This window comes from Haloarcula amylovorans, from assembly GCF_004681185.1.
Classification (GTDB): domain Archaea; phylum Halobacteriota; class Halobacteria; order Halobacteriales; family Haloarculaceae; genus Haloarcula; species Haloarcula amylovorans.
Genome location: NZ_SRIF01000001.1, coordinates 1,110,736 through 1,129,942, shown reverse-complemented (window position 1 = coordinate 1,129,942; position 19,207 = coordinate 1,110,736). Strand labels below are relative to the sequence as shown.

At 64.7% G+C, this 19,207-nt stretch carries 21 protein-coding genes; 13 read left to right on the top strand and 8 right to left on the bottom strand.

Annotation, left to right across the window (positions count from 1 at the left end):
• Positions 1 to 168: 168 nt before the first annotated feature.
• On the bottom strand, positions 169 to 1,128 hold the full coding sequence (locus E4S61_RS05715) for a 1,4-dihydroxy-2-naphthoyl-CoA synthase (RefSeq protein WP_135302921.1): 960 nt from the start codon (positions 1,126 to 1,128) through the stop codon (positions 169 to 171).
• 82 nt (positions 1,129 to 1,210) lie between these two features.
• Here E4S61_RS05715 and E4S61_RS05710 point away from each other — a divergent pair, with 82 nt between their 5' ends.
• From E4S61_RS05710 to E4S61_RS05700, 3 genes are read left to right on the top strand one after another with little or no spacing between them, the layout of a single operon-like run.
• Positions 1,211 to 1,516, top strand: a complete 306-nt coding sequence (locus tag E4S61_RS05710) for a hypothetical protein (RefSeq protein WP_135302920.1) — start codon at positions 1,211 to 1,213, stop codon at positions 1,514 to 1,516.
• A 59-nt stretch (positions 1,517 to 1,575) separates the two neighbouring features.
• Positions 1,576 to 2,541, top strand: a complete 966-nt coding sequence (locus tag E4S61_RS05705; protein ID WP_135302919.1) for a J domain-containing protein — start codon at positions 1,576 to 1,578, stop codon at positions 2,539 to 2,541.
• Between the two features lie 34 nt (positions 2,542 to 2,575).
• A complete protein-coding gene (locus E4S61_RS05700) occupies positions 2,576 to 3,367 on the top strand; it encodes a S1C family serine protease (protein ID WP_135302918.1) in 792 nt (263 codons plus the stop codon).
• Here E4S61_RS05700 and menD read toward each other — a convergent pair.
• Both menD and E4S61_RS05690 read right to left on the bottom strand, forming a co-directional pair.
• The gene (menD, locus tag E4S61_RS05695) at positions 3,351 to 5,135 is read right to left on the bottom strand and encodes a 2-succinyl-5-enolpyruvyl-6-hydroxy-3-cyclohexene-1-carboxylic-acid synthase (RefSeq protein WP_135303292.1); all 1,785 of its coding nucleotides are present in this window, start codon (positions 5,133 to 5,135) and stop codon (positions 3,351 to 3,353) included. The two genes, E4S61_RS05700 and menD, sit on opposite strands and share 17 nt — an antisense overlap.
• 5 nt (positions 5,136 to 5,140) lie before the next feature.
• A complete protein-coding gene (locus E4S61_RS05690) occupies positions 5,141 to 6,478 on the bottom strand; it encodes an isochorismate synthase (RefSeq protein ID WP_135302917.1) in 1,338 nt (445 codons plus the stop codon).
• Positions 6,479 to 6,691: 213 nt separating this feature from the next.
• On the opposite strand from E4S61_RS05690, the gene E4S61_RS05685 reads away from it, so the two are divergent.
• Together E4S61_RS05685 and E4S61_RS05680 are read left to right on the top strand one after the other, a co-directional pair.
• Positions 6,692 to 6,907 carry a DUF7120 family protein gene (locus tag E4S61_RS05685; protein ID WP_135302916.1) on the top strand — a complete coding sequence of 72 codons (216 nt, stop codon included), beginning with the start codon at positions 6,692 to 6,694 and terminating at the stop codon, positions 6,905 to 6,907.
• 74 nt (positions 6,908 to 6,981) lie between these two features.
• Complete coding sequence (locus tag E4S61_RS05680) at positions 6,982 to 7,263, top strand: UPF0058 family protein (RefSeq protein ID WP_135302915.1); 282 nt, start codon at positions 6,982 to 6,984, stop codon at positions 7,261 to 7,263.
• An 18-nt stretch (positions 7,264 to 7,281) separates the two neighbouring features.
• On the opposite strand, the gene E4S61_RS05675 is transcribed toward E4S61_RS05680, so the two are convergent.
• The 3 genes from E4S61_RS05675 to E4S61_RS05665 form a co-directional block, all read right to left on the bottom strand.
• Complete coding sequence (locus E4S61_RS05675; protein WP_135302914.1) at positions 7,282 to 7,794, bottom strand: Lrp/AsnC family transcriptional regulator; 513 nt, start codon at positions 7,792 to 7,794, stop codon at positions 7,282 to 7,284.
• Between the two features lie 46 nt (positions 7,795 to 7,840).
• Entirely contained in the window at positions 7,841 to 8,740 is a 900-nt protein-coding gene (locus tag E4S61_RS05670) for a ferritin family protein (protein WP_135302913.1), read from the bottom strand.
• Between the two features lie 70 nt (positions 8,741 to 8,810).
• On the bottom strand, positions 8,811 to 9,605 hold the full coding sequence (locus E4S61_RS05665) for an enoyl-CoA hydratase/isomerase family protein (protein ID WP_135302912.1): 795 nt from the start codon (positions 9,603 to 9,605) through the stop codon (positions 8,811 to 8,813).
• Positions 9,606 to 9,697: 92 nt separating this feature from the next.
• Here E4S61_RS05665 and E4S61_RS05660 point away from each other — a divergent pair, with 92 nt between their 5' ends.
• Complete coding sequence (locus E4S61_RS05660; protein WP_135302911.1) at positions 9,698 to 11,101, top strand: cryptochrome/photolyase family protein; 1,404 nt, start codon at positions 9,698 to 9,700, stop codon at positions 11,099 to 11,101.
• A 221-nt stretch (positions 11,102 to 11,322) separates the two neighbouring features.
• Positions 11,323 to 11,934: a superoxide dismutase gene (sod, locus tag E4S61_RS05655; protein WP_135302910.1), complete on the top strand. Its 612-nt coding sequence runs from the start codon at positions 11,323 to 11,325 to the stop codon at positions 11,932 to 11,934.
• A gap of 152 nt (positions 11,935 to 12,086) precedes the next feature.
• Here sod and E4S61_RS05650 read toward each other — a convergent pair whose 3' ends face one another.
• Entirely contained in the window at positions 12,087 to 13,769 is a 1,683-nt protein-coding gene (locus tag E4S61_RS05650) for a histidine kinase N-terminal 7TM domain-containing protein (protein WP_135302909.1), read from the bottom strand.
• An 82-nt stretch (positions 13,770 to 13,851) separates the two neighbouring features.
• On the opposite strand from E4S61_RS05650, the gene E4S61_RS05645 reads away from it, so the two are divergent.
• The gene (locus tag E4S61_RS05645) at positions 13,852 to 14,121 is read left to right on the top strand and encodes a DUF5827 family protein (RefSeq protein WP_135302908.1); all 270 of its coding nucleotides are present in this window, start codon (positions 13,852 to 13,854) and stop codon (positions 14,119 to 14,121) included.
• Positions 14,118 to 14,933 (top strand): ATPase, encoded by an 816-nt coding sequence (locus tag E4S61_RS05640; RefSeq protein WP_135302907.1) that lies wholly within the window; start codon positions 14,118 to 14,120, stop codon positions 14,931 to 14,933. Before E4S61_RS05645 ends, E4S61_RS05640 begins: the two co-directional genes overlap by 4 nt.
• 18 nt (positions 14,934 to 14,951) lie before the next feature.
• On the opposite strand, the gene E4S61_RS05635 is transcribed toward E4S61_RS05640, so the two are convergent.
• Positions 14,952 to 15,527: an MBL fold metallo-hydrolase gene (locus E4S61_RS05635; protein ID WP_135302906.1), complete on the bottom strand. Its 576-nt coding sequence runs from the start codon at positions 15,525 to 15,527 to the stop codon at positions 14,952 to 14,954.
• A gap of 130 nt (positions 15,528 to 15,657) precedes the next feature.
• Between E4S61_RS05635 and E4S61_RS05630 the strand changes: the two genes are divergently transcribed.
• The 4 genes from E4S61_RS05630 (at position 15,658) to E4S61_RS05615 (ending at position 19,207) form a co-directional block, all read left to right on the top strand.
• Positions 15,658 to 16,242 carry a HalX domain-containing protein gene (locus E4S61_RS05630; RefSeq protein ID WP_135302905.1) on the top strand — a complete coding sequence of 195 codons (585 nt, stop codon included), beginning with the start codon at positions 15,658 to 15,660 and terminating at the stop codon, positions 16,240 to 16,242.
• Positions 16,243 to 16,255: 13 nt separating this feature from the next.
• Entirely contained in the window at positions 16,256 to 16,912 is a 657-nt protein-coding gene (locus E4S61_RS05625; protein WP_135302904.1) for an RAD55 family ATPase, read from the top strand.
• A 52-nt stretch (positions 16,913 to 16,964) separates the two neighbouring features.
• A complete protein-coding gene (thyX, locus tag E4S61_RS05620; RefSeq protein WP_135302903.1) occupies positions 16,965 to 17,705 on the top strand; it encodes an FAD-dependent thymidylate synthase in 741 nt (246 codons plus the stop codon).
• A gap of 110 nt (positions 17,706 to 17,815) precedes the next feature.
• Positions 17,816 to 19,207, top strand: coding sequence for an ABC transporter substrate-binding protein (locus E4S61_RS05615; RefSeq protein ID WP_135302902.1), 1,392 nt, complete (start codon positions 17,816 to 17,818; stop codon positions 19,205 to 19,207).

Genomic DNA, 19,207 nt, shown 5'->3' with positions numbered 1-19,207 from the left:
TCGCGGTAGCGGTACGGCAGGCGTTTGGCGGTTGGCGGTCGCGGTAGTCGAGACCGCGTTGTACCGGAATCGCCGCGGCGCGGCGATTCCGGCCTTTTCGCCCCGTTTTTCGCCGGGGGTTGAGCGATCGCCAGCAGCGAGCGCGAACCTCCCGGTGAAAAACGTGGTCTAGTAGTGCCAGGGAACGTCGTCGAAGTCCGGTTCTCGTCCCTCGTTGAAGGCGTCGCGGCCTTCCTGGGCTTCGTCGGTCATGTAGGCCAGTCGGGTCGCTTCGCCGGCGAAGACCTGCTGGCCGACCATGCCGTCCGAGTCGAGGTTGAACGCGTATTTGAGCATCCGCATCGCCGTGGGGGACTTCTCGTTCATGCGCTCGGCCCACTCGATAGCGGTGTCCTCTAACTCGTCGTGTGGGACGGCCTCGTTGACCATGCCCATCTCGGCGGCCTCGTCGGCGTCGTAGGTCTTTCCGAGGAAGAACACCTCGCGGGCTTTCTTCTGTCCGACCTGTCGGGCGAGATAGGCGGAGCCGAAGCCGCCGTCGAAAGAGCCCACGTCGGGGTCGGTCTGGAGGAACTTCGCGTGCTCCTCGCTGGCGATGGTGAGGTCACAGACGACGTGCAGGGAGTGGCCGCCGCCGACGGCCCAGCCGGGAACGACGGCGACGACAGGTTTGGGGATGTGACGAATCTGGCGCTGGACCTCCAGAATGTGGAGGCGACCAACGTTCTCGGGGGCGTCAGGGTCCCCGATGTCTCGCGGGTCGCGTTGCTCCCCGCTCGCCCGTTCCGAGTCGCGTGCCGACTCGCTGTCTTCGTCTGCTTCGTACTCGTATCCGCTCTCGCCGCGGATGCTTTGGTCGCCGCCGGAACAGAACGCCCACCCGCCGTCCTTTGGTGAGGGGCCGTTCCCCGTGATGAGGACACAGCCGACGTCAGTGAGCCGTTTCGCGTGGTCCAGCGCCTTGGAGAGTTCGTCCACCGTCTCCGGGCGGAAGGCGTTGCGTTTTTCGGGACGGTCGAAGCCGATGCGGACCGCGCCCGTCTCCGTCGAACGGTGATAGGTGATGTCGGTGAAGTCGAACCGCTCGACGGGTTCCCAGCGGGCAGAATCGAATAGCTCTGAGACCATACCGGGCATGACAGCGCCCCCCGCAAAAAGATTCGCTGTAAGGCGAACGCTTTTAAGCGTGGTCGGAGCGCATCGGGAACGTATGTCCTCCGAAACGAACGACCGGACGCTCAAAACCGGGCTCGCGGCACTCTCGGTCCTCGTCCTCGCGTACAGCCTCGTAATTCAGGGGTCCGTTCTCTTTGGCCTGCTCGCTATCGTCGCGATGTGGTGTGTTTACCTGTTCTATCGACTGATCCTCGTCCTCGCGCGTATCGCGAGCGCGTTGGAGCAGTTAGCACGGCAACAGACCGAGGGCGTCTCGGGCACTCGAATCACTGAAACGGCAGAGACGAGCGCACGCGAACAGTCGACGGACGCCCGGCGGGAGCCGGACCGAGAGTTCTGATAATCGGGGAGGTGGATTTTTACGCGACTGTTTCAGAGTAGACGGTATACCAGCCCTCCATGAGCGAGACGTTCTACGAGCTACTCGGCGTCGCCGAGGACGCGACGACCGACGAAATCGAAGCGGCCTATCGGGAGCGCCTGAAAGAGACGCATCCCGATGTGAGCGACGACGACGACGCTCGCGTAGCGACCCGCAAACTCGTCGAAGCCCGCGACGTCCTCGTCGACGAAGCGGAGCGGGCGCGGTACGACAGGGTCGGCCACGCCGCCTACGTCGACAACGAGCCCGAACCGGGCGGTAGCGATATTGCCAGAGCGGCGCGGAACGCCGGCTACGGAGCGGGGAGCGAGCAGTCGAACCGGGAAACTTCGAATACTGGCGACGCGGACGGTTCGGTCGGCGGGACTGACGGGCACGCTCGACGGCGGAGCGGAGATCGAACGCGACGCGAACGGCGAGCGAGCGAACGCGTCCGCGAGGAGAGGACCGAGCGGGAGGCGGCTACGGGGACCGCGAGCCGGACTGAAAACGCAGCGGAGACGGGTGCGACCGAAACGACCACCACTGCGACGGCAACGGGCGGAGCCGCTACAGGCGCCACGGCCGCGGGAGCCGCCGGGAACAGCGATAGCGGCGTATGGAACACGTCTTCGGGATACTCCGTCAGAGAGAGCGTCGAAGCGGGCCAGCGCCGTCTCCGTCTCTTTCCGACCGGCAACGAACTGACGATACTCGGGTTCATGGTCGTTCTCTACCCCACGCTACTATTCACCACAGTGATGCCGGGCTTTCCACTCTACGTCAACGCTATCGTCGGCGCGTGCGGACTGCTGGTCGTCGGCTACCTCCAGTCGATGCCCCGCGTCGCGTTGCTCGTCTTCGGTGGCTGGAGCCTCGTCACACCGGTGGCGTTACTCGCGTTCGACATCGGCTTTCTCTCTATCGTCGGGATCATCGCGCTGTGTGGGACGTGGCTCCCTTTCGGATTCTCCGTGTTGACGTTCTCCGTCCTGCGATTGTGATAACCCCTATACGTTCGGCCCCCTTCGATGCGGTATGGCCCGGTCACGCCGCTCGGTGCTCGCGTCGCTCGCTGCCGCGGCCGGACTCTCCGGTTGTTCCGGCGTCGTCGAACGACTGCCGGACGACGGCTCCGCACTCGAAGAACAGGTTCGAACAGCGGCGGAAGCGGCTAGCAACCAAGTCGATGGGAAAGAACCGCCGACCGAACCGTTCGACGACGCGACGAGGGAACGAGCGTCCGAGACCGGACAGACGGTCCGCGATTCGGTCGTCGTCTTGGAGACCGACCGCCGACGCGGGACCGGGTGGGCGGTCGGCGACGGACAGATAGTTACGAACGCTCACGTCGTGATGGGTGCGCCGTCGATGTCCGTCGAGACGTTCGACGAGACGACCGGCACGGCTGAGCGAATCGGTTACTACGACGACATGCGACCCGATCTCGCACTCCTCGAAACTGACGTGTCGGTCCCGACGCTCTCGCTCGGCGACTCGTCCGACCTCGAATACGGCGACCCGCTGATTACGGTGGGTCACCCGGGCCGACTCGGGAAGTGGCTCATCACGCTCGGACGCTTCTATCAGCGACCCCGCGGCATCGACTGGTTGCTCTCGACGGTGCCGGTCCAGCAGGGTAACAGCGGCGGCCCGCTGCTGACGCTGGACGGGGATGTCGTCGGCGTCGTCTCGGGGAGCACGACTGGCGGCGACCAACCCGACTTCAGCAAGAACGAGACGGCCTTCACCGAACTCCCGGAAACGGAGGGACAGACGACGGCGGTTCCAGAGGGGACGCTCGAAGAGTCTCTCAGCGAGTGGCGATAGCCCGACGACTGCGCTCAGTCAACTCCTCGCGCCGGTCGTGGCTCGCTCTGGCGTCGAACTGAATCTCGATAACTTGCGTGCCCTCACTGTCGACCGACTTCTCGAAGGCGTCTCCGAACGCCGCGCGATTCTCGACGCGGCAGAACTCCAGTCCGTAGAGGTCGCCCGTCGGGCCGAAGTCCAGCCCGTGTGGCGTCCGGAACTGCGACTCGAAGGTGTCGTGCTCCGCGATGGGGAGAATCCCGAAGATGCCGCCGCCGTCGTTGTTCACGAGGACGATGGTCGCGTCGACGTCGCAGCGGCCCAGCGCGAGCAGACCGTTCATGTCGTGGTAGTACGCGAGGTCGCCGGTCACCAGCACCAGCGGGTCGCCGGTCGCGCTGCCCGCGCCGAGCGCCGTCGAGGTGATACCGTCGATACCGCTGGCACCGCGGTTGCCGAGGACGGTGAGGTTCGCGGTTCGGGGACGGCCGAAGCGGTCCAGGTCGCGGACCGGCATGCTGTTGGAGACGAACAGCGTCGTCGGGTCGGGCGCGAACCGGGTCACGTCAGCTAGCACGCCGCCCTCCCAGTAGCGGTCGTCGGAAGCGAGCGCGTCTTCGATGGCGGTCCAGTGAGCGCGCTCCGCGGCCGCGAACCGTTCTCGCCACGCCTCGTCGCCCCGCTCCGTGACCCGCTCTGCGAGGGCGCTCGCGGTGACGTTCGGGTTAGCGACCAACAGGTCCGAGGCGGTGAACTCGGCTTCGGTCCATCCGCCCGCCGGGTCGACGACGAACTGGCGACAGTCCGCGTCCCGGAGGTACTGTCGGAGCGGTTTGGACGTGGGTGACGCGCCGAAGCGCAACACCACGTCGGGGTCGGCCCACGACGCGACGGCATCAGCGCCGAGGTAGGCGTCGTAGCCGCCACAGACCAGTGCGTCGAGGCGGTCGACGTGCGGGCCGAATCGGAGGTCCGACAGCGGGTCCGCTAGGACCGGGAAGCCGGTGGCGCTCGCGAGCGCTTCGAGTTCGTCAGGAGCGAGGCCGTCGTCGTCGGGCCCGGCGACGAGGAGCCCCCGGTCAGCCGACTCGACGGCGCGGGCGACACGTGCGACTTCGTCGGACGGGAGTTCGGGGGTCCCTTGCCCGGTCCGGACGAACGGGCCGTCTCGACCCTCGGCGGCCAGTCGGTCGCCATCGGCCCAGCCGTCGGGCACGCCGCCCGGAGCCTCGTCGGGGACCGGCGTCGGTTCGAGCGGCTTGCGAAAGCGGCAGTTGAGATGGACCGGGCCGGGGTCGCTGCCGGTCGCCGCGGCGAGCGACCGAGCGGCGGTGGTCCGCAACATTCTGACCGTCCGCGGTTCGGCCTCGGGTTCGGGCATGTCACGGTACCAGCGGACCGCGTCGCCGTACAGTTTCTCCTGGTCGACGGTCTGGTTCGCGCCGCTGTCGGTGAGTTCCGGCGGCCGGTCGGCCGTGAGCAAGAGCATCGGGACACCCGACTGAGTGGCCTCGATGACCGCCGGGTGGAAGTTCGCCGCGGCTGTCCCCGACGTGCAGACGAGTGGAGTCGGTTTTCCCGTCCGGCGCGCGCGGCCGAGCGCGAAGAACGCCGAGGAGCGCTCGTCGAGGTGCGAGAACGTACGAACCTCGGGATGCTCGGCGAAGGCGACTGTCAACGGCGTCGAGCGACTGCCCGGCGAGAGACAGACCGCGTCGACGCCGCCGGCAACGAGTTCCTCGACCAGCGTCTCGGCCCACAGCGTGTTGACGTTCGGATAGCCCACGCGAGTCACTCCAGTTCGTCCAGTATCGGGCGATACTTGAGTTGCACTTCGTCCCACTCCCTGTCGGGGTCGCTGTCGGCGACGATGCCGGCCCCAGCGAACAGCGTGGCCGTCCGGTCGCGGGCGACCGCCGAGCGGATGCCGACGGCGAACGTCCCATTGCCCGCGGCGTCGACCCAACCGATGGGCGCGGCGTACCAGCCGCGGTCGAACGCTTCCGTCTCGCGGATGGTCCGCAGGGCCTCGTCCGGCGGCAAGCCGCCGACGGCGGGCGTCGGGTGGAGCGCCTCGACCAGTGAGAGGACGTGTTCGTCCCGTTCGAGTTCGGCCGTGATAGACGTTCTGAGGTGCTGGACCGTCGCCAGTCGGCGGACGGTCCGCTCGCCGATGCGTACCGAGGAAGCGAACGGCTCCAACTGGTCGCGGATAGCGTCGGCGACGAGCTGGTGTTCGTGGACGTCCTTCTCGCTATCAAGCAGCTCCGCGGCCAGCCACTCGTCTTCGGCCGGGGTGTCGCCGCGGCCGGTCGACCCGGCCAACGCCTCGGTCCTGACGGTTCGGCCACGAAGCGATACCAGTCGCTCCGGCGTCGCGCCGAAGAACGTCCCGTCGCCGGGCGGCGCGAACATGAAGCGATAGCAGTCGGGGTACGTCTCGGTCAGTCGGTCGAGCACGGCGGGTATCGAGAGTTCCTCGCGGAGGCTCACGCGTAGCGCCTGTGCGAGGACGACTTTCTGGAGGCGGCCGCGCTCGACTCGCTCCAGCGCGTTGCCCACCTGATCACGCCAAACGGCCTGCGAGGGGGTCCGCTCCCGGTCGGCCACGCCCGGCGGGGTGGTGTGTGTGGGGCTTTCGGCATCGGTCAGTCGGTCCCGCCACGTTTCGAGACGTTGGTCGGCCTCGGCGGCGGCCGACGAGCCGGTGCCCGTCGTCGTGAGCCACGTCTGTCCGTCGCTCTCGGTCACCTGCACTTCAGGGAGGAAGAAGGCGGCCCCGGGAAATTCGTTCCACGGGGAGTCGTCGCCGTCTCGGTCTCCTTCGTGGAAGGCGAAGCCACCGAACAGACGGGGGCGTGCGGTGCTCGGCAGGCCCGTTGGGACCTCACAGCGGTCAAAGAGCCGCTCGGCGGCCGTCTGCACGTCGGCGAAGCGCGAGGAGCCGTCGGCGGTCACGAGGGCGACGGCTCCGCTCGCGGCAATCGCCTCCGAATCGGTGGCCCACGCGAACGTCGGACGCACGCCGGCGTCGAGAACAGGTCGGGTCGTCCCGCACTCGACTCGACGACCGCGCGTGACGACTGCCGTCTCGCCCACCGTCCACTCGTCACCACGCAGTGGTTCCATCACGTCGGTCTTAGGATGCCGCCCCTTTGAGCCTGACTATACCCGAAACTGGCGGCACCCCCACCGTCTGTCACCCGCCGCTGGTTCGCGATAAAGTAATTGAATATAGATTTTCGAAAATCACGTAGGGCTGAATCAGATTAATAGTTGTTCAATACCGTAACGACCCCCGTCAGGTTTAAATATGCCTTCCTCAAAGGTGGCAACGTTGCGATGCCAAAGGTAGAGATCAACGTCCCGGAACATCTAGAGATGCAGGTCGCTCAGCTGGTCGAGCGAGGCGAATTCCTCAACCGCGAGGAAGCCATCGAAGACCTCCTCTCCACCGGGCTCAAAGCGTACAAAACATCCGGCCCTCAGGACGAAGACGAGGAGCCCGGATTCGAGGAAGACGGTATGATGGGTCACGACGACGAGTACGTCTTTTAACCGGCGGACCGTGGCAGTCTGGTACCCTCTCCCAAGCAATTCTTATACGGGTCCCCTCGAATACACCACACAATATGCACAAAGACGAACTGCTGGAGCTTCACGAACAGATGGTGACGATTATGGAGTTCTTCCGCGACGAGATGGACAGCGTCGACCCGGCGCTGTTCGACCCGTACGACGAACTCGACGTTCGCCCGTCCGACGTTCACAAGTCCAAGAGCGAACACAAACACGCCGTCTTCGTCCTCGGGAACGCGCTGGCGACGGCGATGAGCGAAGACGAGTTTTCCGATGCGGGACGTGTCGGCAAGCGGATGAAGGAACTGGCCGAAGACGCCGAGCGGAAGCTCTGAAGCGGTCTTTCTCTCTCTCTACTCTTCGTGTAACTCGGTGAATATCTCCGGGTCGGTCTGGAACTTCAGGACGTTGTGGACGACGGAGTTGCGGACGTTTTGGACGACGTGGCCGTGGTTCTTGTAGAACTCGTGAATCCACCGTGATTCGGCGGTACGGGTGGGGAACATCATCACCGACTTCCACTGGTACTCGCCGTCGGAGAGGAAGTAAAAGAGCGTGTGCTCGTCGTCGCGGATGGCGACCATCGCGTCGTGCCAGGCGTCGGCGAAGTGTTCGGGGTTGAACTTGAACTCGAAGAGGGCGAAGTTGAACAGCGATTCGTTCGGGACGATGGCTTCCCGAAAGACCTCCTCCTCGCGCATCTTCCGGATCGACTCGCTGACGGTGACGTGTGAGACATCGATGTCGTACTTCTCCTCGAGGATGCTCGCGAGTTCGCGCGAGGAGCGCTGGGGTTCGGCGGCGAGTTCCCGTAAGATGTGGACGTCCCGCTGCTTGAACTCCCAATTCGGAGTTTCGGCTACCATATAGACATTCCTCTATCACGAGATTTGACAATTGCGGCTCTCATAGTTACCGCTCCAGTGCAACCAGCGTCTCCACGTCCGGAAGCGAGACGGATTCGTCGGTTATCTGGGCCATCCGCTCGGTGTGTTTCTCGGCGGCGTAGGTCTGCAAATCGGCGGCCGACGGTCCCGGCGTCTTACGACTCGAATCCGCGCTGATGCCGTCGGTGGTCGTCCGCTGGACGAGCGGCAGGAGTTCGTTGACCGTGTCGTGGAGCAGTTGCGGGTCGACACCGTCGGCGACTAACCGCTTCAACTGCGCCATTCCGAACCCGACGTGGCGACCCTCGTCGCTTCGGATGGCCTGAATCCCCTCGGTGAACCCCAGAAGCGTCGGGAGGTCGGACTCGTTAGGGCCGAAACTCCGCTGGAGTCCCCAGTAGGCCGTCTGTGCGAGGATTCCCTCGATGGTCAGATGGTAGTGACAGTAGGCGATAGCCCGATTCTCGGGCGTATCCGCCTCCAGTAGCCGATGCATCACCTCGTCTGTTCGGGCGAGCAGTTCGTCGTAGGCCGCGTTTATCCAGCGGTCTTCGGTCGGCGAGGTCGGGTCGAGCCCCCTCGACTCCTCGACGGGATTGACGACCTCGCGCCAGTAGCGCTCGAAGAAGTCGAGGTGGCGTGCCTCCTCGTACAGTTGCGTCGAGAGGTACGCCTGCGATTCGGCGTCGGAGAGCACGACGGCCAGCGGCGCGAGGTCCTCGGTCACCGCTCGCTCGCCCGCCCCGAACTTCGCTACCGTCGCCCGAAAGTTCTCGAAGGTCTTGGGGTGAGCGTCGATGAGTGGGTTGCGGTCCCGCGCGATATCGATGTCGGCGGGGTCCCAATGGCGCTCGACGGCGTTGCGGTAGTACCGAAACGGCCGGGCGTTGCGGTCCACCGCCAACCGGAACGTGTCGTCGGACATGCGAGCATCGTCAACCCGGGTATAGAAAAGGGTTGACGAAGGCGACTGATGTCGATCGGCCCCTTCGCGCTTACCGCCCCTCGAACTCGGGGTCGCGCTGTTCCATGAACGCGGTCGCCCCCTCCTCGTGGTCGTCGGTCGTGAAGGCGAGGCCCTGCGCAGTGGCTTCGCGGTCCAGCGCCTGTTCGAAGGTGCCCTCGGACCCTCTATCCAGCAGCCGTTTCGCTTGTGTGAGCGCGACGGTGGGTCCCTCGGCGATGGTCGTCACGAGGTTCTCGACACCGTCCTCGAAGGAGTCGGTCTCGAACAGACGCGTGAAGATGCCGAGTTCGCGGGCGGCGTTGGCGTCCAGCAGTTCGCCGGTGAAGACGAGTTCCTTGGCCTTGTTCGGCCCGACGATACGCGGCAGAGAGTAAGAGACGCCGGAGTCGATGGCCAGCCCCACCTGGCGGAAGCCGAAGCCGATCTTCGCTTCCGGACTCGCCAGTTGGATATCGCAGGCCAGTGCGAGCCCCGCGCCGGCCCCGAACGTCGGGCCATCGATCTTCGCTACGACGGGGAGGCGACAGTCGTAGACGGACTCTACCGCGGCGTTGATGGCAGAGACGACGAGTTCGGCGCGGTCGGCCGGCGGCTGGTCGTTGGCGACCCCCTCTATCATCGCGCCGACGTCGCCGCCAGCGCAGAAGGCGGGACCGGCCCCTTCGACGACGACACAGCGGGCGTCGCTGTCGGCGATGGTTTCGAAGCGGTCGGTGAGTTCGCGGGCGGTATCCACCGCCAGCGCGTTCCGCACGTCCGGTCGGTTGAGTGTCACGGTAGCAACGGTTCCTGTGAGGTCGAGTAACACGTCGTCGGCAGACATACCGCGGACCACCGGGGCCACCGGAATAACTCTGCCGCCGGACCCAACCGTGTTGGGTTCGCCTTTTTGCGTGCCACGACCCATCCGTTCGTATGCGTCTTCACTGGCATCGGCGGGATCTCAGAGCGGCGGACAACGCCGGCCTCGCGCACGCCAGCGCGAACGACCCCATCGTTCCGGCGTTCGTCTTCGACACCGAGGTCCTCGCTCACGCCGCCCCGCCGCGCGTCGCGTTCCTGCTCGACGCGCTCGACAGCCTCCGCTCGTGGTACCGCGACCGCGGCAGCGACCTCGTTGTCGTCCGCGGCGACCCCCGTGAGGTGCTGCCCGATCTTGCCGACGAGTACGGCGCGGACGTCGTGACATGGGGCAAGGATTACTCCGGCCTCGCGCGCGAACGCGACGCCGACGTTCGGCAGGCCCTCAATGCCGCCGATGTGGCCAGCGAGGCGGTACAGAACGCCGTCCTCCACGAACCCGGCGAGATAACCACCAACGACGGCGACCCTTACAGCGTCTTCACCTACTTCGGCCGGAAGTGGCACGACCGAGCGAAAGATGCTCCCTACGAGACGCCCCAGAGCGACGCGCTGGCCGATGTAGAGGGCGACGATCTGCCGACGCTCGGTGACCTGGGATTCGAGGGCCCTGAAGCGGACGTTCCACCCGCTGGCACCGACCACGCCCGCGAGCGGCTCGACTCCTTCCTCGAAGACGATATCTATCGGTACGAGGAGCGTCGAGACTACCCCGCCGACGACTGTACGTCGCGTCTGTCGGCCCATCTCAAGTTCGGCACGATCGGTATCCGCGAGGTGTACGAGGGCACCACCGAGGCCCGGAGCGCGACGGAGCCGGGTAGCGACCGCGATTCGTCTGTCGAGGAGTTCCAGTCCCAACTGGCGTGGCGCGAGTTCTACACGCAGGTCCTCTTCGCCAATCCGAACGTCGTCACGGCGAACTACAAGGCGTACGAGACGGAGATTCGGTGGAACGAGGATGAGGAGAGCTTGCAGGCGTGGAAGGACGGCGAAACCGGCTATCCCATCGTCGACGCCGGGATGCGACAGCTCCGCGAGGAGGCGTTCATGCACAATCGCCTTCGGATGATCGTCGCTTCATTCCTCACGAAGGACCTGCTGCTCGACTGGCGGCACGGCTACGACTGGTTCCGGGAGAAACTGGTCGACCACGACACGGGCAACGACAACGGCGGCTGGCAGTGGGCGGCTTCGACGGGGACCGACGCCCAACCGTATTTCCGGGTGTTCAACCCGATGACACAGGGCGAACGCTACGACCCCGACGCCGAGTACATCACGCGCTACGTCCCGGAACTGGCAGACGCCGGCGCGGAGATTATCCACAACTGGCACGAGGCATCGCCGGCCCAGCGGGAGAACGCGGCCCCCGATTATCCCGATCCGATCGTGGACCACAGCCAGCGTCGTGAGGCGGCTATCGAGATGTTCGAGCGAGCGAGGGGCGACGGCTGAACGGAGTGAAGGAGTCGGCCCTCGGCGAAACGGCGAGCAGCGCGAGCCGTGGACCAAGCGAAGACTCTCGGAACGAGCGAGCAGAAGTCGCGAGCGCCGGCCGCGATGGGTTCGAGCGCGCAAACCGGTGCTCCCTCGGGCCGTCCTTGCGGGGGTGTACCATACGGTTCCTAAACGTTTAACAGTGGGCCGCGCGACGTTTCTTGTGGAGGAGATTTCATATGTCAGAACACTCCGAACCGGAGCTGCCACCGCTCCCGTACGACTACGACGCGCTGGAGCCTCACATCTCCGAGCAGGTGCTCACGTGGCACCACGACACCCACCATCAGGGCTACGTAAACGGGCTGGAATCGGCCGAGGAGACGCTGGCCGACAACCGCGAGTCGGGCGACCACTCCTCGACGGGCGGTGCGCTGGCGAACGTGACCCACAACGGCTGTGGTCACTATCTCCACACGCTGTTCTGGAACAACATGGCCCCCAACGGCGGCGGCGAACCCGAAGGCGACCTCCGTGACCGCATCGAGGAGGACTTCGGTTCCTACGAAGGCTGGAAGGGCGAATTCGAGGCCGCCGCGTCCGCCGCGGGCGGCTGGGCGCTCTTGGTCTACGACCCCGTCGCGAAGCAACTTCGCAACGTCAAGGTCGACAAGCACGACCAGGGCGCACTCTGGGGCGCACATCCCGTTCTGGCCCTCGACGTCTGGGAGCACTCGTACTACTACGACTACGGTCCGGACCGCGGCTCGTTCATCGACGCCTTCTTCGAGGTCGTCGACTGGAGCGAGGTCGCAGACGAGTACCAGACCGCGGTCGGTCACTTCGAGTAACGGCTCCTCACCGCGATATTTTTTCGAGTCACTCGTCGAGCGCCAGCAGTGACCCGTCCGATAGAAGTCGCTCATACGGATTGTTGTCGCTGTTTCCCGGTACTCGTCGCACCGGGCCCGAGGATACCGGTACGAGACTACAACAATCCGTATCAGTTGTATGTGTATTCGCCGATAGCTGCGTTCTCTGCTGGCGTTGTCGTCGTCTCGACGCCCGTAATCAGCAGTTTCACCCCGCCGGCGTCACTTTCGGTTATCGCGGCGTCCCAGCCGTGGGATTCGGCGACGTGTTCGATAATCGCGAGTCCGAGTCCCGTCCCTTCGTCGCTCGTCGTAAACCCGTGTTCGAAGACGCTCTCGCGCTTCGCTTCGGGGATTCCCTGTCCGTCGTCGACGACGTAGAACCCGTCGTCGTCGGCTGTGACGGTTATCGTCACGCCGTCACCGCCGTGCTCCACACTGTTGCGGAACGCGTTCTCGAACACCTGCAACAGCTGTTCTTCGTTGCCAACGACGGCGCGGTCAGTATCGACTCGCAGCGTCGCGTCGCCCGTCTCGACGTGTTCCCACGCGGCCCGCGCCAGCGCCGGCAACGGCAGCGTCATCGCCTCGGTCGTCGATCCGCCGCGGGCGAGCGTGAGCATCTCGTCGATGAGTTGGGTCATCCGGTCGAGCGCCCGTTCGAGTCGGTCGAAGTGCTTCGGGTCGCCGGTTTCGCGTGCGAGTTCGAGACTGCCGTCCGCGACGTTCAGGGGGTTCCGGAGATCATGGGAGACGACCGACGCGAACCGGTCTAGCTGCTGGTTCCGGTGTTCGAGTTGGCGTTCGCGCGTCTTCTGTTCGGTCATCTCGTGGACGAGGATGAGGCGGCCGACACAGTGGTTCCGGTCGTCATAGAGGGGCGTCACGTGGACGTCGAAATAGCGGTCCTCACGGGCAATCTCCGTTCGAGTCTCCGAAGCCACCCCGAGAACGGCGGTATCGCGCAGTGCCGGCCACTCGGCGAATACGTCCGCGACGGGTTCGTTCACGGCGTCGTCACAGCCAATTAATTCCCGTCCCGCGTCGTTGATTTCTGTAAGTCGATCCTCGCCATCGACGACGAAGACGGCGCTGTTGAGCGACTCGACGACTTCCCGGTGGGCGACCGGCGAGATGTCGAGGAAGCCGGCCCGTAGAACAGTCCACGAGAGCACAACGCCAGTCGCGGCGAACGTCATCGGCGTCGTGTCGATCCCGAAGTCAGTGAAGAGGTATGCTATGTTGCCGGCCCACGGGAGGAAGATGGCGATGAGAAAGCCATACACCTGCTTTCGATACAGTTCTCCCGACGACAGCGCGAATCTGATGATGAGGACCGACGAGACGGCGATAAGCAGGTACGAGTACACGACGTGTGCCCAGAACAGGTCGCCCGAGACGATGGTCCACCCGAGCATCCGGGCGGGAGACTGTCCCGCAGTTGTGTAAAGCAGCGACGGGGTAACCGCCGCGGCGACGAGCAATAGCGCGGGTTCGATGGCGAGCACCACGTAGGTCCGTCGCCCAAGCCACTTCTCGTGGCCCGTGTATTCGAGTGCGAAGACGAAGAGACCAGCGACGCTGAGGGCGACACCAACGTACCACGCACGCGACCAGAACAGCGCCCACCACGTCCCGCGGGACAGCACCGCGGCGGCGGCACAGCCACACCAGATCGCCTGCCCGGTCAACAGCACCGCTAACGGTTTCGCGCCGACTCGGTCCCGCCGCTCCCACGCGTACATTGCGAGCGCAGCGACGAACACGCCGGAGGCCACCAGCACGAATCCGTAGCCGACGAAGACCGAGACCATCCATCTATCACCTAGCGTAGAGGAATAAAGGTGTTGCGGCGGCTTCGAGGGATTTACCCAACACCTCGACGTATTCGGGGTAATGCCAGTCGAGAAGCGCGAATTCGACGACATCCTCTCCTTCGAGTTGCACGAACCGGTCGACATCCTCGACCCGGAAAAACTGTACACTATCCCCGAGATCGCTCGGCTCCTACAGGGGCTCCCCGTCGACGCCGAGTTGAGCGAGTTCAACGAGTCCGTCTTCGTCGACTGGGCGATTCCGTGGATGATATTCAACCAGGACTCGCTGGTCTTCGCCGAACCGGACGCCGAGGACGTGGTTGGCCTGTACGGACTCGACGATAAATGAAACTGCTCGTCGCAGGGGGCGACCGGGTCGACGCCGGCAAGACGACGTTCTCTGTCGGCTTGCTGGCTCACACCGGCGCGCGCGGGTTCAAGCCCCGCGCTGGCAACAACTACTGGTTCGACCACGACGACTTCCTGTACGCCACTGAGCAGGGCCGTCTGTTCGGGAAAGACGCCAAGCGACTGGCGGCCGCCTCGCCGGGCGAGGTCCGACCGGAAACTATCAACCCCATCCACCGCCTCTGGCACCCGTCGCCGGGACCCAGTACCGGACTGCTCGGGAAGGACGACCAGCAGTTCGTCGTCGACCGAGTCGGAACCGACGGCGTTGGCGAGTTCGTCGTCAACGGCACCGTCGACGTGCCCGACTCCGTCTCTGAACGCCTCCCGCTCGACGCCGCTCCGCGGGTCACGTCGGTGCCGGACTTCAACGACCTCATGGGCGTGATGCACGCCGAGGCGCTGGCATCGCTCGCCGAGGATATCGCCGCTGCCGAGCGGAGCGTCGTCGAGTCCTACGGCGACGTAGCTCGACCGCTCGACGGGTTCGTCCCGGACGCCGTCGCCGTCGTCGAACCCGGCCGAGCGCGATTCTACGACGGCGACCGTTACGCGAAGGCCTGTGAAATCGCCACCGGGGGTCCCGGCGACGGCCAGTTAGAGGAACGTGTCGAGAAGGTCGTCGACCTCATCGACCGGAAGGGCGCGGTCAGACTGCCGGCGCTCGACGGCGAGACGCGGGCGGACCCCGAGGCCGTCGCGGACGCCTATGACCACGCCTACGACGCGCTCCTGGCGACGGCGTTCGAGTAAGCGGGGCCGAGACGAGATTTAGAACCGAGCGGCCTGCCACGCCAGTTCGATGTCGTGGTATGCGTTGTCGGTGACGCTCGGGCCGTGGCCGGTGTGCAGTTCGCCTAACTCCTCGCCGACGGTATCGAGAACGCGGTCGATACTCTCGACGAGGCGGTCGCGGTCGCCTTCTTCGAGATCGGTGCGGCCGAAACTCCCGTTGGCGAAGACGAGGTCGCCCGCGAACAGCACGCTCGCGGCTCGTGAGTGAAAACAGAGGTGGTCGTTTTTGTGACCGGGCGTGTGCAACGCTTCGTACTCGTGGTCGCCCAACTGGACCATCTCCCCGTCGCCGATGGCGTGTGTGACCCCGTCTTGTTCGGTGTCGTACCCCCAGATGTCGACGTCGAACGCCTCGACGACATCCCCGAGGTTGCCGACGTGGTCGTAGTGGGTGTGCGTCAGGATGACCGCGTCGAGGCCGTCGGCGTGCTCTTCGACGGCCGAGACGACGTCGAACTCGTTGCCGACATCTACGAGTACCGTCTGGTCGCCCGTGACGAGGAACGCGTTGCTCGTAAACGACTGGACGCCCCGAGCGAGGTTTCGTATCATGTTCCCCAGTTCGCCGGGGAGTCCAATGTGGCTGTCGCTCTGGGCCGGTAACCACACCTTTCGTACCCGCTACCGCCGACACCCACAGGGCTATGTAGGTGGATATAGAAACGAGGACAGTAAGAACAGCATGTCTGAATCGGACCCGCCCGTCGTGTTGATCGTCGAAGACGAACCGGATGTTGCCGAGACGTACAAGCTCTGGCTAGAGGGCGAATACGAGGTCCGTATGGCCCAGAACGGCGACGAAGGACTCGAACTGCTCGACGAGTCTGTCGATGTCGTCCTCTTAGACCGGATGATGCCCGGTCTCTCGGGTGACGAAGTCCTGAGCCGTATCCGCGAACGGGATCTCGACTGCCGCGTGGCGATGGTAACTGCCGTCGAACCGGACTTCGACATCTTGGAGATGGGATTCGACGCGTACCTCTCGAAGCCGATTCGGAGCGAGCAGCTCCACGAGACGGTGACGAACCTCTTAGACCGGTCGGAGTACGATTCGATGCTCCAAGAGTACTACGCGCTCGTCGAGAAGCGAGCGACGCTGGAGGCGACTAAGTCGGGAGCCGAGCTCGCCGAGAACGACCAGTACGCGGACCTAGACGACGAAATCGAAGAGATGCAGGACGGCCTTTCCGATACGCTTGGTGGTATCGAAGACGACGACGACTTCATCGCGACGTTACGTGGACTGAGCAATGGCGAAGAAAACTGAGGGGGTGAATGATATGTACGATCTCTCATCGGTTGTCGAATTCGACGCGCTTCGGGAGGTACGGCCCGGGTCGAGTATCCTCATCTCCGGTCCCGCGATGACCGGGAAAGAGCGTCTCGCGTACGATATCTTAGCCGACGGCGCACGCAACGGGGACGGTGCCGTCGTCGTGACGACGAGCGACAAGGCAGCGGATGTCGTCACCGATTTCCGCGACCTCGTTCCGGAACTGACCGACTCACAACTCGGTGTCATCGACTGCCGTGGCGAGGGGAGTTCCAGCGGCTCCTTCGAGGGCGCATACGTCCACCAGGTGTCCTCACCAAGCGATCTCACGGGCATCGGGATCGGCATCACGAAGGCGCTCGAAGGCCTGCACAACTCCGGCCGAGAACGGGGCCGGCTGGCGCTCGTCTCGCTATCGACGATGCTCACCTACACGGACAAGAAGACGGTGTTCAAGTTCTGTCACGTCCTCTCCTCGCGACTAGACGCGGCGGACTACATCGGCGTCTTCACCATCGACTCGGGGGCGCACGACGAGCAGACGATTCAGGTCATCAAGCAGGCGTTCGACGGTCTCATCGAGGTCCGCGACGCGGATGGCGGGGGCCGCGAATCGCGCGTCCTCGGACTCTCGGGCGAACCGACCGACTGGAAGCGACTCTAGGCTGTCGGCCGCGGGGAGGAAGAATTTTGACCCTCGGGCGTTCCCACCCCGTATGGAAGTCACGCTGCTAGAGGCCACCGACGACCCGGAGGACCTCGTCTGTAAGGCGGCCCGTAACGACTACAGCGACGAGTTCGTCGGCGGCCAGTCGCTCTCCGCGACGATGGAGACGGTCGACGGCGACTCGCTCGAAGCGAAAAAGGAGACGCTCATCGGCCACCTGCTGGAGCACGGTCACTTCGGCCCGTTCGAACATCCACAGATTACGTTCGCCGTCGAGGGCATCTCACGGTCGTGTATGGCACAGATCACTCGCCATCGACACGTCTCTTTCGACGTGCAGTCGATGCGATACGTCTCCTTCGACGAGGTGGACCCCGACGACGTGAGAGCGGGCGAAATGGTCGTCGTCCCGCCGTCAGCGACGGACCCCGACTGGGTCGGTCGCAACCAGCAGGCCGACGCCGACGAGGCGGACATCGAGAAGCGCGAGGAAATCTTCCGCAACACCGTCGCTGACGCCGTCGAGTCCTATCAGGAACTGCTGGACCTGGGAATGCCACCCGAGGACGCCCGGTTCGTCCTCCCGATCGGGACGAAAGTCAACATGGTGATGTCGATGAACGTCCGCATGTTGATGCACGTCGCGGACATGCGAGCGGCCGCCGACGCCCAGTGGGAGATTCGGAACATGACTGAAGACCTCTTGGACATCGCCGCCGACTGGTGTCCCATCACGTTCGACCATTACGAGCGCGAGATGAAGAATCGAAAGAACCGACTCGCCCCCTGACAGGTCGGTCGACTGACGAACCGTTCTCCGTACAGACGACTATTCCGGTGCCGTACGGCGTCCTGAGACGGGCAACCTATTTCTACTAGTGGGTACAAATTCGGATAGATATGAGTCGTGATAACAGTAGACGAACGTTCCTCAAGCGCACCGGCGCGCTCGGCACACTGAGTCTGGTCGGACTCGCTGGCTGTTCGACCGAACCGAGCGACAGCGGAGACGGCGGCGATGGTGGCGACGGCGGCGGAACCGGTGACGGCGGCGACGGCGGTAGCACTGGAACCGGCACCGAGGGCGGTGACGGCGGCGCTAGTAACTCGCCCGACGTGTTGATGATTGTCGGCTACCCACAGAGCGGCGTCCAGCTGTTCAAGGACTACTACTCCGACTACGGCGACGACACCGTCGATATCCTCGTGACCGACGGGTTACAGGACGGCAGTCTCCCGGGCGACGTCGGCAACGACATGTCGAACGTCCAGGGAACTGCGCCGTCGGCGTCGGGTCCGGGCGTCGATACGTTCACCAACCTGTTCTTAGATGAGTTCGACTACGAGCAGGCGGGGGTGTTCACCTCGCAGGCGTACGACGCCAGCGCGGTCCAGATTCTGGCGAACTTGCTGGCCGGCGAGAACGATGGGGCGGCCATCCGCGACCACATGCGCGTCGTCGCCAACCCCGGCGGGACGACGTACACACCGTCGGAACTACCCGACGCGGCGGCAGCGGCGGCCGCCGGCGAGAATATCGAGTACGCGGGGGCGTCAAGCAACGTCAACTTCGACGAGGCGGGTGACATCACCTCCGCGCAGTATCAGGTGTTCGGCTTCACGCAATCGGGCGTCGAGACACGGGACACGATCGACTTCGGCGGGTCGGGTGACCTCCCGCAGCCGGAACCGTCCGGCAGCGGGAGCGGGAGCGACCGAACTGTCAGACTGGGGGTCCTGCAACCGGAAACAGGTGACCTCGGGCCGCTCGGCCAACCGATTCGGGACGCCGCCTTGCTCCCGGCCATCCAGCTCCGGGACGCCATCGACCAGTCCATCGAGACGCAGGTCGGTGACACCCAGTCGCAGGCGCAGGCAGCCGTCAACGCCGCGAACTCGCTGGTCAGCGCCGGGTATCCCATGATTACCGGGGCCGCGGGCTCCGAGGCGACGATTCAGGTCGCCCGGAACGTCCTCGTCGACAATCAGGTCGTCGGCTGTTCGCCCGCTTCGACGTCGCCCGCCATCACGAGTCTCGAGGACAACGATTTCGTCTTCCGGACGCCGCCGAGTGACGCCCTGCAGGGACAGGTGCTCGCACAGGTCGCCACCGAAGAACTGGGCGCGTCGTCGGCCTCGACGCTGTATCTCAACAACAGCTATGGGCAGGCGCTGCAAGAGAGCTTCGTCAGCGCGTTCGAAGAGCAGGGCGGCTCCGTCGTCCAGCAGGTCGGCTTCGAGTCCCAGCAGTCCTCCTACACCTCGCAGTTGAACAGCGCGCTGAATCAGTAG

Bases quoted from the DNA above. Each gene is read 5' to 3' on its own strand.
- E4S61_RS05715 (WP_135302921.1), bottom strand. From the start codon at position 1,128: ATGGTCTCAGAGCTATTCGATTCTGCCCGCTGGGAACCCGTCGAGCGG.
- E4S61_RS05710 (WP_135302920.1), top strand. From the start codon at position 1,211: ATGTCCTCCGAAACGAACGACCGGACGCTCAAAACCGGGCTCGCGGCA.
- E4S61_RS05705 (WP_135302919.1), top strand. From the start codon at position 1,576: ATGAGCGAGACGTTCTACGAGCTACTCGGCGTCGCCGAGGACGCGACG.
- E4S61_RS05700 (WP_135302918.1), top strand. From the start codon at position 2,576: ATGGCCCGGTCACGCCGCTCGGTGCTCGCGTCGCTCGCTGCCGCGGCC.
- E4S61_RS05690 (WP_135302917.1), bottom strand. From the start codon at position 6,478: ATGGAACCACTGCGTGGTGACGAGTGGACGGTGGGCGAGACGGCAGTC.
- E4S61_RS05685 (WP_135302916.1), top strand. From the start codon at position 6,692: ATGCCAAAGGTAGAGATCAACGTCCCGGAACATCTAGAGATGCAGGTC.
- E4S61_RS05680 (WP_135302915.1), top strand. From the start codon at position 6,982: ATGCACAAAGACGAACTGCTGGAGCTTCACGAACAGATGGTGACGATT.
- E4S61_RS05675 (WP_135302914.1), bottom strand. From the start codon at position 7,794: ATGGTAGCCGAAACTCCGAATTGGGAGTTCAAGCAGCGGGACGTCCAC.
- E4S61_RS05670 (WP_135302913.1), bottom strand. From the start codon at position 8,740: ATGTCCGACGACACGTTCCGGTTGGCGGTGGACCGCAACGCCCGGCCG.
- E4S61_RS05665 (WP_135302912.1), bottom strand. From the start codon at position 9,605: ATGTCTGCCGACGACGTGTTACTCGACCTCACAGGAACCGTTGCTACC.
- E4S61_RS05660 (WP_135302911.1), top strand. From the start codon at position 9,698: ATGCGTCTTCACTGGCATCGGCGGGATCTCAGAGCGGCGGACAACGCC.
- sod (WP_135302910.1), top strand. From the start codon at position 11,323: ATGTCAGAACACTCCGAACCGGAGCTGCCACCGCTCCCGTACGACTAC.
- E4S61_RS05650 (WP_135302909.1), bottom strand. From the start codon at position 13,769: ATGGTCTCGGTCTTCGTCGGCTACGGATTCGTGCTGGTGGCCTCCGGC.
- E4S61_RS05645 (WP_135302908.1), top strand. From the start codon at position 13,852: ATGCCAGTCGAGAAGCGCGAATTCGACGACATCCTCTCCTTCGAGTTG.
- E4S61_RS05640 (WP_135302907.1), top strand. From the start codon at position 14,118: ATGAAACTGCTCGTCGCAGGGGGCGACCGGGTCGACGCCGGCAAGACG.
- E4S61_RS05635 (WP_135302906.1), bottom strand. From the start codon at position 15,527: ATGATACGAAACCTCGCTCGGGGCGTCCAGTCGTTTACGAGCAACGCG.
- E4S61_RS05630 (WP_135302905.1), top strand. From the start codon at position 15,658: ATGTCTGAATCGGACCCGCCCGTCGTGTTGATCGTCGAAGACGAACCG.
- E4S61_RS05625 (WP_135302904.1), top strand. From the start codon at position 16,256: ATGTACGATCTCTCATCGGTTGTCGAATTCGACGCGCTTCGGGAGGTA.
- thyX (WP_135302903.1), top strand. From the start codon at position 16,965: ATGGAAGTCACGCTGCTAGAGGCCACCGACGACCCGGAGGACCTCGTC.
- E4S61_RS05615 (WP_135302902.1), top strand. From the start codon at position 17,816: ATGAGTCGTGATAACAGTAGACGAACGTTCCTCAAGCGCACCGGCGCG.